This window comes from Nocardioides limicola (genome assembly GCF_016827675.1).
In the GTDB taxonomy this organism is placed as follows: Bacteria; Actinomycetota; Actinomycetes; order Propionibacteriales; family Nocardioidaceae; genus Nocardioides; species Nocardioides limicola.
The window spans coordinates 551,115-565,645 of record NZ_JAERJA010000001.1 but is presented as its reverse complement, the minus strand read 5'-3'; the positions used below and the strand labels follow the sequence as shown (position 1 = coordinate 565,645).

The 14,531-nt window shown below is 71.6% G+C and carries 8 protein-coding genes; 7 read left to right on the top strand and 1 reads right to left on the bottom strand.

Annotation, left to right across the window (positions count from 1 at the left end):
* Positions 1-29: 29 nt before the first annotated feature.
* The 7 genes from JKG67_RS02755 (at position 30) to JKG67_RS02725 (ending at position 10,075) form a co-directional block, all read left to right on the top strand.
* Positions 30-2,642, top strand: coding sequence for an FtsK/SpoIIIE family DNA translocase (locus tag JKG67_RS02755; RefSeq protein ID WP_203335701.1), 2,613 nt, complete (start codon positions 30-32; stop codon positions 2,640-2,642).
* 4 nt (positions 2,643-2,646) lie between these two features.
* The gene (locus JKG67_RS02750) at positions 2,647-4,272 is read left to right on the top strand and encodes a RodZ domain-containing protein (protein ID WP_203335700.1); all 1,626 of its coding nucleotides are present in this window, start codon (positions 2,647-2,649) and stop codon (positions 4,270-4,272) included.
* 108 nt (positions 4,273-4,380) lie between these two features.
* On the top strand, positions 4,381-5,763 hold the full coding sequence (gene rimO, locus JKG67_RS02745) for a 30S ribosomal protein S12 methylthiotransferase RimO (protein WP_203335937.1): 1,383 nt from the start codon (positions 4,381-4,383) through the stop codon (positions 5,761-5,763).
* On the top strand, positions 5,760-6,359 hold the full coding sequence (gene pgsA, locus JKG67_RS02740; protein WP_203335699.1) for a CDP-diacylglycerol--glycerol-3-phosphate 3-phosphatidyltransferase: 600 nt from the start codon (positions 5,760-5,762) through the stop codon (positions 6,357-6,359). The genes rimO and pgsA overlap by 4 nt, the downstream gene beginning before the upstream one ends.
* Before the next feature lie 129 nt (positions 6,360-6,488).
* Positions 6,489-9,161, top strand: coding sequence for an ExeM/NucH family extracellular endonuclease (locus JKG67_RS02735; RefSeq protein WP_203335698.1), 2,673 nt, complete (start codon positions 6,489-6,491; stop codon positions 9,159-9,161).
* 22 nt (positions 9,162-9,183) lie between these two features.
* Positions 9,184-9,690: a CinA family protein gene (locus JKG67_RS02730; RefSeq protein WP_203335697.1), complete on the top strand. Its 507-nt coding sequence runs from the start codon at positions 9,184-9,186 to the stop codon at positions 9,688-9,690.
* A gap of 79 nt (positions 9,691-9,769) precedes the next feature.
* Positions 9,770-10,075 carry a helix-turn-helix domain-containing protein gene (locus JKG67_RS02725; RefSeq protein ID WP_203335696.1) on the top strand — a complete coding sequence of 102 codons (306 nt, stop codon included), beginning with the start codon at positions 9,770-9,772 and terminating at the stop codon, positions 10,073-10,075.
* Positions 10,076-10,086: 11 nt separating this feature from the next.
* Here JKG67_RS02725 and JKG67_RS02720 read toward each other — a convergent pair whose 3' ends face one another.
* Positions 10,087-14,499: an Lhr family helicase gene (locus JKG67_RS02720; RefSeq protein ID WP_307816398.1), complete on the bottom strand. Its 4,413-nt coding sequence runs from the start codon at positions 14,497-14,499 to the stop codon at positions 10,087-10,089.
* Positions 14,500-14,531 lie beyond the last annotated feature (32 nt).

The following is a 14,531-nucleotide window of genomic DNA, read 5'->3' as shown; positions in this document are numbered from 1 at the left end:
GGTGTGACTGGTGATCTAGTGTCATCACCATGGCGACCCGTACGTCTTCCCCGCCGCGGTCGCGGAGTTCGAGCACGTCCAAGCCCAAGGGCAGTTCGAGCACCCGACCCCGGAGTGCAGCCAACAGCCGGTCCGGCAACAGTCGGACCGGAGCCAAGAACGCCCGCCGGCCGGCGCCCAGGGCGGTGCGCAACGGACCCGGTCCGGTCTACCGCTTCTTCGCCGCCCTCGGAGCCGGGATCGCTGCGGTCTGGATGGGTCTTGCGCACGCGCTCGGCGCGACCCTGCGGTCCATCGGCCGCACTGCCCGCGACCTCGAGCCCGAGCACCGGCGGGACGGCTTCGGACTCCTGCTGTTCGGGATGGCGATGGTCTCTGCGGCAGCGGTCTGGTGGCAACTGCCCGGCCCGGTGATGGACTTCGTCCGCACCGTGGTCACCGGAATGATGGGCAAGGTCGGCTGGCTGGCGCCGTTCCTGCTGGTCTACGTCGGCTGGCGGAACATGCGTGATCCGGAACGCAACGGCCCGGTCGGCCGCCAGGTCATCGGGTGGGGCGCCTTCGGGCTCGGCGTGCTCGGCATCGTGCACATCGCCAACGGCAACCCTCAGCCCGAGCTCGGCGACTCCCGGATCCTCCAGGAGGCCGGTGGTGCCGTCGGCTACGTGGTCGCCAGCCTGCTGCTCGACCTGCTGCGGACCCCCTTCGTGGTGGTGCCCCTGCTGGTGCTGCTGGCCGTCTTCGGCCTCCTGGTGATCACCGCGACTCCGGTCTATCGAGTGCCCGAGCGGCTCGCCGCACTGCGGGACCGGGTGCTGGGTCGCACCGCGGCCGGGGATGACGAGGAGCTCGGCCCCGACGGACTGCCGACCAAGCCGATCCGATCCAAGGGGCGGGGCAAGCGCGGCAACGACCTGCTGCCCGAAGGGGACGAGGCCTACGAAACTCCGCTCATCGACTACCACGAGGGCAACGACCCCGAGGTCGACACCAAACGAGGCCGCAAGCGCCGAGCCGCCACCGAGGAGACCGCGGCGACCGCGGAGACGCCCGAGGACAGGCCCACCAAGAAGTTCGCCTCGCCCGAGGCCGACGCCGACGACAAGGTCGAGATCGAGCCGCCTCCGCACGCCCAACTCCCGCAGCGGGTCGAGCAGTTGGCGCTCTCCGGCGACATCGCCTACACGCTGCCCGCCAGCGACGTGCTCAAGCCCGGCTCACCGCACAAGGCACGGTCCAAGGCGAGCGACGACGTCGTCGACCGGCTCACCGGAGTGCTCGACGAGTTCGGCATCGACGCCGCGGTCACCGGCTACACCCGGGGGCCGACGGTCACCCGCTACATCGTCGAGCTCGGCCCGGCGGTCAAGGTGGAGAAGATCACCGGCATCCAGAAGAACATCGCCTACGCGGTGGCCTCCTCGGACGTCCGGATCCTCAGCCCCATCCCCGGCAAGTCCGCGGTGGGTATCGAGATCCCCAACATCGACAAGGAGATCGTCTCCCTCGGCGACGTGCTCCGCTCCAACAACGCGCGTCGCGACCCGCACCCGATGGTGGCCGGGCTCGGCAAGGACGTCGAGGGCGGCTTCGTGGTCGCCAACCTGGCCAAGATGCCGCACCTGCTGGTCGCCGGCGCCACCGGCTCGGGCAAGTCCAGCTTCATCAACTCGATGATCACCTCGGTGCTCATGCGATCCACTCCCGACGAGGTCCGGATGATCATGGTCGACCCGAAGCGGGTCGAGTTGAACGCCTATGAGGGCATCCCGCACCTGATCACCCCGATCATCACCAACCCCAAGAAGGCAGCCGAAGCGCTGGCCTGGGTGGTCCGCGAGATGGACATGCGCTACGACGACCTGGCCAACTTCGGGTTCCGTCACGTCGATGACTTCAACAAGGCAGTGCGCGCCGGGAAGGTGCAGGTGCCGCCGGGCAGCGAACGCACCCTGGCGCCGTACCCCTATCTGCTGGTGATCGTCGACGAGCTCGCCGACCTGATGATGGTGGCCCCGCGCGACGTCGAGGACGCGGTGGTGCGGATCACCCAGCTGGCCCGAGCCGCCGGCATCCACCTGGTGTTGGCCACCCAGCGGCCGAGCGTGGACGTCGTCACCGGACTGATCAAGGCGAATGTGCCCTCCCGGCTCGCCTTCGCCACCTCGTCTCTGGCTGACAGCCGGGTGATCCTCGACCAGCCCGGCGCGGAGAAGCTGGTCGGTCAGGGCGACGGACTGTTCCTGCCGATGGGATCCTCCAAGGCGATCCGGGTCCAGGGGGCCTGGGTCACCGAGGCCGAGATCGCCAAGGTGGTCGCGGCGTGCAAGCAGCAGCTCGAGCCGACGTACATCGAAGACGTCACCGCCCCGCAGACGAGCAAGCGGGAGCTCGACGACGACATCGGTGACGACCTCGACCTGGTCGTCCAGGCCGTCGAACTCGTGGTCTCCACCCAGTTCGGCTCCACCTCGATGCTGCAGCGGAAGCTGCGGGTCGGGTTCGCCAAGGCCGGCCGACTGATGGACATCCTGGAGAGTCGTGGCGTGGTGGGCCCGAGCGAAGGCTCGAAGGCCCGGGACGTGCTGGTCAAGCCGGACGAGGTCGACGACGTGATCGCAACACTGACCGGAGAGGCGTGAAGGCATGAGCGAGGCACGCGACTGGGCCGAGATCGAGGACACCGAACCGCTGTCGTTGGCGCCGGAGCCGGTCGAGGTACGTCGGAACGGCCGCACCGCCGGGCTGATCGGACTGGTCGCAGGCGTGGTGGCGGCGCTGTGGCTGGGCCGGGGCCTGTCGTCCGGTGCCCTGGTCGACCTGCTGGTCGGCGGATCGATGGCCGTCATCGCGGTGGCGCACCTGCGCAGCCTCGCCGACGCCCGCACCCCGCTGCTGATCGCGGACTCCCAGGGGGTCCGGCTCCGGCTGGGACGCGCCTGGACCGGGCTGCCGTGGGGTGCCCTGCAGGCGGTGGAGCTCCTGCCACGCCACCGGCTCACCGACGCCCGGCTGGTCCTGGTCCCGCACAACCTGGACCGGGTGCTGGCCGAGCTCGAGCCCGCCGCCGGCAGGCATGCTGCGTGGAGCCGACGACTGCACGGAGCGCCGCTCGCGGTGCCGCTGGGCCTGAGCACCCGGGTCGAGGCCGGCGCCGAACTGGGCGACGCGCTGCGGCTGCTCGCCGGACAGACCGCCGTGCTGGTCGACGGCGAACCACTGACGCCGGTGGTCGAACCCCGCCGCCGGTTGCGCGACCCCCGTCCGCTGCTGGCGGCCGTCATCGGCGCGCTGGCCGGCCGACTCGCCGCCCGTCGCCAGGGTGACCCGGAGGTGGCCCCCTCGCCAACTCCGGAGCCCTCCCGGCGGCTGCGCGACGCGGTGCGCGCCGAGGCGACCGTGGTCGCCCCGGTCATCGATGAGACCGGCGGTCGTGAGTACCGCCGTCACGAGGGCGGCGTGAGCCTCGTCGAGGACATCCAGACCTGGGGCGAACGGGTGCTGCCGATCGCGCGCCCCGGGGAGCCGGTGGCGCCGCTGGATCTGGAGGAGCTGGCGCCCGAACCGGCCGACGACCCGGTGATCGGACCGGAGTTGGCGGCAGCCCGCACCCGGCTCGGACTGAGTGTGGACGCGCTCGCCGAACGGACCCGGATCCGGCCGCACGTGATCGAGGCGATCGAGGTCGACGACTTCGCCGCCTGCGGTGGCGACTTCTACGCACGCGGACACCTGCGCACCCTGGCCCGGATCCTCGGCATCGACGCGAACGGGTTGATCACCTCCTATGACGACCGGTACGCGGACGCACCCATCGATCCGCGACGGGTCTTCGAAGCGGAGCTGGCCTCGGGAGGGTCGATCCGCGGCACGCGCGGCGGCCCGAACTGGTCGGTGCTGGTCGCCGCGGTGATGGCTGCGGTGCTGGTCTGGTCGTTCGCCCGGCTCCTGATGGACGCGCCCGTCGAACTCACCCAACCGGTGCTCAACGGCTCGGCCGGTATCGGCAGCATCCATCAGACGGCCGACCCGGTCCCGGTGCGCCTCAAGGCCGTGGCCGGCGGAGCCCACGTCGTTGTCCACGACGGCGCCGGCGAACTCGTCTGGGAGGGAACGCTGGCGCACGGGGACGCGCACAACCTGAGCGTGGTCCCGCCGGTGCGGCTGGAGGCCAGCGACGCGGGCGCGGTGCAGATCCAGGTGGCCGGTCGCAACCGCGGCACCCTCGGCGAGTCGGGGGTGCCCGGACGCGGCACCTTCGTGAACCGCTGACCGCCGCGACACCTCGCGGGGTCAGGGTTGGGTCGGGAGCGGCTTCTACCGGCATACTCAGGGGCGATCATGACGACCACTGACGCCTCCACCCCTGCCGACACCCCGCTGGCGGTGGCCATGGTGACCCTCGGCTGTGCCCGCAACGAGGTCGACTCCGAGGAACTCGCCGGCCGGCTCGCCGCCGACGGGTTCCGGCTGGTGACCGATCCCGCTGATGCCGACACCGTGGTGGTGAACACCTGCGGCTTCGTCGAGCAGGCCAAGAAGGACTCCGTCGACACCCTGCTGGAGGCCGCCGACCTCAAGGACGACGGCCGGACCCGGGCGGTGGTCGCGGTCGGCTGCCTGGCGGAGCGGTACGGCGCCGAACTCGCCGACGCCCTGCCCGAGGCCGACGCGGTGCTCGGCTTCGACGACTACCCCGACATCGCCAGTCGGCTGCGTGCGATCGTGGCGGGGGAGAAGCACCAGTCCCACACCCCCACCGACCGCAGGCTGCTGCTGCCGATCAGCCCCGTCGACCGTGCTGAGGCGGGGGTGACGGTGCCCGGCCACGCGCCGGCCCGACAGCGACTCGAGACCGGGCCGATGGCGCCGCTGAAACTGGCGTCCGGCTGTGACCGACGGTGCACCTTCTGCGCCATCCCGAGCTTCCGCGGTTCCTACCTCAGCCGCCGCCCGACCGACGTCCTCGCCGAGGCACGGTGGCTGGCCGACCAGGGGGTCAGGGAGATCTTCTGCGTCAGCGAGAACACCACCTCCTACGGCAAGGACCTGGGTGACCTCAGACTCTTGGAGTCACTGATCCCGGAGCTGGCCGCCGTCGACGGCATCGACTGGGTGCGCCTCTCCTATCTGCAGCCGGCCGAGATCCGGCCGGGCCTGCTGGAGGTCATCGCGCAGACCGAGGGTGTGGTGCCCTACTTCGACATCTCGTTCCAGCACGCCAGCGCCAGTGTGCTGCGTCGGATGCGCCGGTTCGGCGACCCCGACTCGTTCCTGGACCTGCTGGCCCGGGTCCGCGCGCTGACCCCGGAGGCCGGAGTGCGGTCCAACGTGATCGTCGGCTTCCCCGGCGAGACCGAGGACGAGTTCCAGACCCTCTGTGACTTCCTGGTCGAGGCCAGGATGGATGTGGTCGGCGTGTTCGGCTACTCCGACGAGGACGGCACCGAAGCCGCAGGCTTCGAGGCGTCCACCAAGCTCGACGATGACGAGATCCGGGCCCGGGTCGCGCACGCGAACGACCTGGTGCAGGAGCTCACCGCCCAGCGAGCCGAGGAACGACTCGGCGAGGTCATCGACGTGCTCGTCGAGTCGGCCGACGGCGAGGGACGCGCCGGCTTCCAGGGCCCCGAGGTCGACGGCAGCACCCGGATCGGCCCCGGGCACGCGGTGGGGGACCTGGTCCGGGCCCGTGTGGTGGACACCGACGGGATCGATCTGATCGCCACCCCGGTTGCGGGCGAGGAAGTGGGAACCCGATGACCGACACCGCCGTCTCGAACTGGAACGTGCCCAACCTGCTCACCACGCTACGGATCGTCGCGGTGCCCTTCTTCGCGGTGGCGCTGCTGATGGACGACGGCGACTCGGTGGGATGGCGACTGACCGCCTTCGCGATCTTCGCGGTGGCGATGATCACCGACAAGATCGACGGCGACCTGGCTCGCAAGCACAACCTGGTGACCAACTTCGGCAAGATCGCCGACCCGATCGCGGACAAGGCGATCACCGGGATGGCCTTCATCGCGCTCTCGCTGGTCGGCGACATCTGGTGGTGGGTCACCATCGTGGTCCTGCTGCGTGAGTGGAGCGTGACCCTGCTCCGACTCTCGGTGCTCAAGAACGTGGTGATCGCGGCCGCGAACAGCGGCAAGATCAAGACCACGCTGCAGGCGTTGGCGCTCGGGCTGCTGGTGCTGCCGCTGCGACAGGTCGAGGGGGTCCTGGAGACCCCGGGCCTGGTCGTCTTCTACGCCGCCCAGGTGGCACTGGCCGCGGCGGTGGCGATGACGCTCTGGTCCGGCTTCGAGTTCTTCCGCGACGTGTGGCGGCAGCGCGACCAGATCCGCGGCCGCTGATCCGACACCCGACGTTGTCGCGATCGTTGCCCTGACGTCGCGCTGACGTCGCGCCGAGTTCGCCCGGGAGGGCGAGCAGCTGTGGCAGGCTGAGGTCCACCATCCACTCGCTGTCCTCGGGAGCCCTCGGTGTCTCTGTCTCGTGTCGTCATCCGCCTGTCCATGCTGATGCTGGTCGCGTCCGGCCTGGCCGCCGGCACCATCTCCACGGCCCAGGCCAGCCCTGACGGCACCGAGCTGGTGATCAGCGAGTTCTACACCGCCGGCGGCAACAGTGGCGCCGTCTGGACCCACGACTGGCTGGAGTTGCACAACCCGAGCCAGGAGCCGATCTCGCTGGCGGGGCTCAGCCTCCAGTACGCCGCCGCCGGCAACACCGGCGCCCCCGGCAGCAGCCAGGTGTTCGTGCTCCCCGACGACGAGGTGCCGGGCGGCGGCCACTACCTGATCCAGCTGCAGAGCGGTGGCGGCAACGGCACCGCCCTGCCCGTCGAGGCCGACGCCAGCTACTCCTCCATCAACATGGCGATCGCGAACGGCCAGATCTTTCTGGCCAGGGTGACCACACCGCTGGACCCCGATGGCCCCGGGAACGACGAGTTCCCGGTCGCGGACCTGATCGACTTCGTCGGCTATGGCTCGGCCGCCCGCTACGAGGGCAGCGCCGCCGCGCCGGCCAACTCGGCCGCCTCCTCACTGACCCGCGATGCGCATGGCACCGACACCGACGACAACGCCGCCGACTTCCGCACCACCACCGAGATGACCCCGACCAACTCATCCGGCGAGACACTCCCGGCCCCGGCGGAGCCGGTGCAGCTGACGATCGCCGAGATCCAGGGCACCGGGTTCACCACCCCGTACCTGAACCAGCAGGTGACCACCCGCGGCGTCGTCACTGCGGCCTACCCCACCGGAGGGTTCTTCGGCTTCTACCTGCAGACCGCCGGCACCGGTGGTCCCATCGACCTGGCCGGTCACGAAGCATCCGACGGCATCTTCGTCTACCAGAACTGCGACGCCGGCTGCTTCCCGGTGACCGTCGAGCCGGGCGACCACGTGCAGGTGACCGGTCTGGCCTCGGAGTACGCCGGAGCCACCCAGATCTCGGTCTCCGCGGGTCAGGTCAGCGTGCTCGACGAGGAGGCAGCCGCGGTGCTGCCGGCCATCACCGCGACCTGGCCGGCTACCGCAGCGGAGAAGGAGAGCCTGGAGGGGATGCTGGTCAGCCCCTTGGGGACCTTCACGGTCACCGAGACCTACCTCACCCAACAGTTCGGCGAGCTGGGGCTGGCCGTGGGCGAGCAGCCGCTGATCCAACCCACCGAGGTGGCCCGGCCCGGCAGTGCCGAGGCGGCCGCGGTGGCCGCGGACAACGAGGCCCGGGTCATCGTCCTGGACGACGGCTCCAGCGCCAACTACATGGCTCAGAGCTTCAGCGCCGGAACCTGCATGCCGCGCCCGGTGCCGTGCCTGGTCAACGGCCACCTGACTCCGGCCTGGATCTCCACCGATCAGCCGGTGCGGGTCGGCGCCCCAGTGACCTTCACCGAGGACGTGATCCTCACCGAGGGCGGCTCGCCGAGCAACCCGACGTACCGTTTCCAGCCGCTGCGGACCGTGACCGGCCCCGACAACAGCACCGCGCCGATCACCGTCGCCGACACCCGCACCGACGCACCCGATCAGGCGCTGATCGGCGCGGCGGACCTGCAGGTCTCCGCCTTCAACGTCCTCAACTACTTCCCGACCCTGGGAGAGTCGGACCCGGCGTGCGCGCCCTACTACGATCGCGCCGGGAACGGGTCCACGGTGCGCACCGGCTGCCCGCAGCGGGGCGCCTGGAGTGCGGCCCAGTTCGAGCGGCAGCAGGAGAAGATCGTCGCCGCGATCACGGCCATGGACGTGGATGTTCTGGGCCTGATCGAGATCGAGAACTCGGCCCGGATGGGCAACCCCGCCGATCAGGCCACCGAGCAACTGGTGGCCGCACTGAACGAGGCCGAGGGTGCCGGCGTATGGGCGGCGGTGCCGTCGTCGACCGAGTTGCCGGACGTCGGGCTGCAGGACGTGATCACCAACGCCCTGATCTACAAGCCCGCCGCGGTCGTGCCCACCGGCGAACCGCGGGCGCTGGGTGACCAGAGCGAGCCGGGTCAGGCCTTCGGCAACGCCCGTGAGCCGATCGGCCAGGCCTTCGTGCCTGTCGGCGGCGGCGAGCCGTTCTTCGTGGTCGTCAACCACTTCAAGTCGAAGGGATCACCGGGGCCGCATCCGGGCGATGAGGACACCGGCGACGGCCAGGGCTCCTCGGTGGCCTCCCGGATGCTGCAGGCCGAAGCGCTGCGCGACTGGATCCCGGAGGTGACCGCCGGGGTGGAGTCGGTGCTGCTGGTCGGTGACTTCAACTCCTACACGGAGGAGGACCCGCTGCAGGTCCTCTACGACGCCGGCTACGTGAACGCCACCCGCCACCATCAGTTGGAGAAGTACTCCTACTCGTTCGGCGGCCGATCCGGGTCACTGGACCACGTGCTGATGAACCAGGCCGCCCAGCAGCGTTCCACCGGCGTGGACATCTGGAACATCAACTCCGGCGAGTCGGTGGCCCTGGAGTACAGCCGGCACAACTACCACGCCACCGACTTCCACCGGCCCGACCCGTTCCGTTCCTCCGACCACGATCCGATCATCGTGGGTCTGCTCGCCGAGACGACGAGCGCGGGATGCGGTCGGGCGCTGGGTCGGCCGGCGCACGTGTCACCGCCGGGTCAGGAACGCTGCCGCGGCCGCCGGCGTTGAGCCGTCGGGCAGACTGAAACACATGCGCGATCCGGCCGCGGTCAGTGAGCTGGCCACCCTCACCGTCCGCACCTGCACCGACCGGGGTCTCACCCTCGCCGTCGCCGAATCGCTGACGGCCGGACTGCTGGGTGCCTCGGTGGCCAGCGCCCCCGGCGCATCCTTGATGTTCCGCGGCGGCGTGATCGCCTACGCCACCGAGGTCAAGGTCGAGGTGCTGGGCGTGCCCGAGTCGGTGGTGTCCGGCCCGGGCGTCGTCTCGGCCGAGTGCGCGGAGGCGATGGCGGCCGGCGTGCGCCGGCTGCTGGGCAGCGACTGGGGACTGGCCACCACCGGGGTCGCGGGACCGGAGCTGCAGGAGGGGAAGCCGGTCGGCACCGTCTTCCTCGGGTACGCCGGCCCGGACGGCGCCGGGGCCGTCGAACTCGGCCTGACCGGGGACCGTGGCCGGATCCGGACGGTCGCCTGCGACCGGGCCCTGGCGTGTCTGCTGCAGCGACTCGGAGTCGACACGGGGCCCACCCAGTGAGCCGTACCCGCCGGGAAGGTTCGGCACTCAGGTAGCGTTGACCCCACGAGGACGAGAACACGACGTGAAAGGGTCCGCCATGGTGCTGTTCAGGCGACTGCTCGGTGACGTGCTGCGGGAGCAGCGCCAGCTCCGCGGCCTGACCCTGCGTGAGGTCTCGGCGGAAGCCCGGGTCAGCCTCGGCTACATCTCCGAGATCGAGCGCGGCCAGAAGGAAGCCTCCTCGGAGCTGCTCGCCTCGCTCTGCTCGGCGCTGGACGTGCCGCTCTCCGACGTGCTCCGCGAGGTCAGTCACGCGGTGGCCATCGAGGAGCACGCCGCCCTGGTCGCGGCCACCCCGATCCCGGTGGGCGGTCTGCGCGGCCCGGTCGCCTCGGCCGCCTGACGCCGGCTCGCTCAACCGCGCAGCCGCAGACCCCTCGGGGTCAGAATGAAGCCGGTGCGTTCCAACGCGCTGCGCAGCGCTGTCTGACCGCTTCCCAGCACCGGCGCCCCGTCCGCCTTGCTGACCGTGAACCGACCCAGGGCGCCACGTCGTACCGCGGCCGCCAACGCGGTGCTGGCCGTCACCAGGGTCTCCTCGTCGTGGCTCCAGGTGAGCAGGGTCCGGCCGCCCCGCTCGACGTAGAGGACCAGGGCTCCGTCGACCAGCACCACCACCGCGCCGGCCTTGCGACCGGGCCGGTGGCCGGCGGGTTCGTCGTCGGGACGACGCGCGGGCCACGGCAACGCGGCGCCGTAGGGATTGGCCGGGTCGGTGGCGGCCAGCAGGACCGGGTCGCCCCCGGAGGCTGCCTCGGTGAAGGTGCGCAGCCGGTCCACCGCCCCGGTGGTCGCGAACTGGGCAGCGCCCAGCCCGGCCACGAAGTAGCCACGGCGGCAGTGTCCGGCGTCCTCGAACGCGGACAGCACCCGGTAGGCGGCCGCGAAGCCCCCCGTCGGCCCTTCGCTGGTCACCGCACCCCGGGTCACCACCCCGTGCCGTTCCAGCAGGCTCTCGGCCAGGGCATGGCTGCGGCGGGTGGCGTCCCCGTCGGCGGCGGGCAGGGCCGACCACCGGCCCACCGCGTCGGGGCGGACCGGCAGTGAGACGCGGGTGCGGCGTACCCCTCGCCCCCGCGGCGGCGCGGACCGGGACCGGTGCGTGGTCCCGCCCGAGGCCAGCCGACTGCGCAGCGGCGCCAGGGTGTCACCCGTGACTCGCCCCGACCACAGCAGCTGCCACAGTGCCTCGGCGACCTCACCGTCACCGGCGTCGGGGAACCCGTCGGCCACCTGTCGCAGGAACCAGCCGCCGCCCGGGGCCAGCCGGTCGGCGACGGCCTGTGCCAGTGGCGTCTCCACCGGGCCCGGCGCGGGCAGCGTCCAGGCCGCGGAGTCGGCCAGGTGCAACGACACCCAGCCGTCGTTGCCCGGCAGCGCACCCTCGCCGACCCACAGCACCTCCCCGGCCGTGGTCAGCTCGTCCAGCATCGATGGCGCATAGTCGACCACCCGCGCCGGCAACACCAGCGACTCCAGCGCCGAGGCCGGCAGCGCCGCCCCGGCCAACTGCTCCACCGCGGTGAGCACGCCCTCCACCCCCCGCAACCGGCCACCGACGTGGTGCCATGCGGGCAGGAACCGCGCCAACACCTGAGGGTCGACAGGTTCGACCTCGCGGCGCAGCCGGGCCAGGGAGCGGCGACGCAGTCGCCGGAGCACGTCGGCGTCACACCATTCGACCCCGGCGCCGGTGGGGCGGAACTCGCCGGAGACCAGTCGGCCACCGGCAGCCAGCCGCCGCAGCACCGGATCGACCACCGCAGCGCCGAGGCCGTACCGGGTCGCCACCTCGGCGGCCGTGAACGGTCCGTGGCAGCGCGCATAGCGACCGATCAGGTCACCGAGCGGATCGTCGACCGGCTCGGTGAACACGGCAGGCGTCCCAGGTGGCACCGGGACGCCCAGCGCATCCCGCATCCGGGCGACGTCCTCGACGACCGCCCACCGTTCCTCGCCGGCGATGCGCACGGGCACCACCCGACGGGCCGTCTGCAGGGCCGCCACGGCCGGCGCCGGGTCGAGGGTGGCCCGGGCGGCGACCTCGGCGATCGACAGGGGGCCCACCAGCCGCAGCAGGTCGGCGATGCCCTCGGCGTCGCGAGCGCGACGCTCCACGGCCGTGCGCTGAAGTTCGGCCTCGGTCTCGGTGAGCACCGCCGGGTCCAGCAGCTCCCGCAGTTCGCAGGTGCCCAGGAGTTCGGCCAGCAGCCCCTGATCCAAGGTGAGGGCGGCGGCACGACGTTCGGCGATGGGCGAGTCGCCCTCGTACATGAACTGGGCGACGTAGGAGAAGAGCAGGTTCTTCGCGTACGGCGACGGGGCGTGACTGACGACGTCGACCACCCGCACCTGGCGAGACCCGATCCGTCGCAACACCTCGATCAGGCCGGGGAGGTCGTAGACATCCTGCAGGCACTCACGCAGCGTCTCCAGCACGATCGGGAACGAGGGGTGCTTGGCCGCCACCTCCAGCAGCTGTGAGGCGCGCTGTCGCTGCTGCCACAAGGGGCTGCGTCGACCGGGGTCGCGGCGCGGCAGCAGCAGGGCACGGGCGGCGCACTCGCGGAACCGCGCCGCGAAGAGCGCCGAGCCACCCACCTCGGTGGTCACCAGCGCGGTGATCTCGTCGGCGTCGAAGAGCACCAGGTGGCCATCGGGGGGCTCCGCCTCGGTGTCCGGGATGCGCACCACGATCCCGTCGTCGGCCGCCACCGCCTGGCCGTCGATGCCGTACCGCTCCCGGAGCCTGGCGTTGATCGCCAGCGCCCACGGAGCGTGCACCGCAGCGCCGTACGGCGAGTGCACCACCAGCCGCCAGTCGCCCAACTCGTCACGGAACCGCTCCACCACGATCCGTCGGTCCGTCGGCAACGAGCCGGTCGCCTCACGCTGCTCGGTGACCAGTCCGATCAGGTTGGCCACCGCGTGCTGGTCGAGGCCGGACCCGGTGGCGATCGCCACCGGATCGTCGGCGGACTCGAGCTCGCGTGCGAAGGCCCCGATCGCCGCCCCCAACTCGAACGGGCGGGCCGGGGTGTCGCCCTTCCAGAACGGCAGCCGCCCCGGCACTCCCGGTGCCGGCACCACCAGCACCCGGTCATGGGTGATGTCGGTGATCCGCCAGCCGCTGGTGCCGAGCGTGAACACGTCACCGATCCGGGACTCGTAGACCATCTCCTCATCCAGCTCACCCACGCGCCTGCCCGTCGCCGAGCCGGTCGCCGATGCCCCGTCCAGGAACACGCCGAACAGGCCCCGATCCGGGATGGTGCCGCCGCTGGTCACGGCCAGCCGCTGGGAGCCCGGCCGGCCGGTGAGGGTGCCGGTGACCCGGTCCCAGGTCAGCCGCGGCCGCAGCTCGGCGAAGTCGTCGGAGGGATAGCGGCCGGCGAGCAGGTCCAGGGTGGCCTCGTAGACGCTGCGGGGGAGCGCCGCGAACGGGGCGCTGCGGGTGACCAGGGCATACAGGTCGTCCACCTGCCAGGACTCCAACGCGCAGGCGGCCACCACCTGCTGGGCCAGGACGTCGAGCGGGTTGCTCGGCACCCGCAATGCCTCGATGTCGCCGGTGCGCATCCGCCGTACCGTGACCGCCGTCGGCAGCAGATCGCTGCGGTGGGTGGGGAACAGTGCCCCGGCGGAGACCTCGCCGACCTGGTGCCCGGCCCGACCGACCCGTTGCAGGGCGCTGGCCACGCTCGGTGGTGATTCGATCTGCACCACCAGGTCCACCGCACCCATGTCGATGCCGAGCTCCAGGCTGGAGGTGGCCACCACGCAGGGGAGCAGCCCCCGTTTGAGATCGTCCTCGATCGCGGCCCGCTGCTCCTTGGCCACCGAGCCGTGGTGCGCCCGGGCCAGCACGCCGAGGCCCCGCTCGTCGGCGATCTCGTTGAGCCGGCTGGTCAGCCGCTCGGCGAGGCGACGCGAGTTGGTGAACACGATCGTGGACCGGTGCCCGGTGACCAGGTCCGCGACCCGCTCCTCGACCTGGGGCCACACCGACCGTTCGTCGTTGTCCGGCTCACTCATGTCTGGGTGCGGGACGACCACCTGCAGGTCCCACTCCTTCTGAGCCGCCGGGGCCACCACCCGGGCCGGGGCGACGCCGCCGAGGAAGCGTGCCACCTCGTCGTGTGGGCGGACGGTGGCGGAGAGTCCGACCCGTTGCGCGGGGGAGTCCAACAGCGCGTCGAGACGTTCCAGGGAGAGCGCCAGGTGCGCACCGCGCTTGCCGCCGGCCAGCGCGTGCACCTCGTCGACGATCACGGTGTCGATGCCCCGCAACGACTCCCTGGCCGCGCTGGTGAGCATCAGGAACAGCGACTCCGGGGTGGTGATCAGGATGTCCGGAGGGGTCCGGACCAGCCGCCGCCGGTCGGCCGCCGGGGTGTCCCCGGACCGGACACCGATGCGGATCTCGGGCAGTTCCACCGCGTCCTGGCGGGCCGCCGCGTGCCGGATGCCGGCCAGCGGTGCTCGCAGGTTCCGCTCCACGTCCACCGCCAGCGCCTTCAGGGGCGAGATGTAGAGCACCCGGGTGCGTCGCTGCGGGTCCTCCGGGCGGGTGCCGGACAGCAGTTGGTCCAGGCTCCACAGGAACGCAGCCAGCGTCTTCCCCGAGCCGGTCGGGGCCACCACCAGGGTGTGTTCGCCCGCCCCGATGGTCCGCCATGCCGCGGCCTGGGCAGGCGTCGGTGCCTGGTACGACGCGGTGAACCAGGCCCGAGTGGGCTCGGTGAACTGCGCCAGCGGATCCGTCACCCGGTCATCTTCGCGCACCCGTCCTCAGCACT

What these genes read in the sequence shown, in the direction of transcription:
- JKG67_RS02755 (WP_203335701.1), top strand. Translation starts at nt 30, where the DNA reads ATGGCGACCCGTACGTCTTCCCCGCCGCGGTCGCGGAGTTCGAGCACG.
- JKG67_RS02750 (WP_203335700.1), top strand. Translation starts at nt 2,647, where the DNA reads ATGAGCGAGGCACGCGACTGGGCCGAGATCGAGGACACCGAACCGCTG.
- pgsA (WP_203335699.1), top strand. Translation starts at nt 5,760, where the DNA reads ATGACCGACACCGCCGTCTCGAACTGGAACGTGCCCAACCTGCTCACC.
- JKG67_RS02730 (WP_203335697.1), top strand. Translation starts at nt 9,184, where the DNA reads ATGCGCGATCCGGCCGCGGTCAGTGAGCTGGCCACCCTCACCGTCCGC.
- JKG67_RS02725 (WP_203335696.1), top strand. Translation starts at nt 9,770, where the DNA reads ATGGTGCTGTTCAGGCGACTGCTCGGTGACGTGCTGCGGGAGCAGCGC.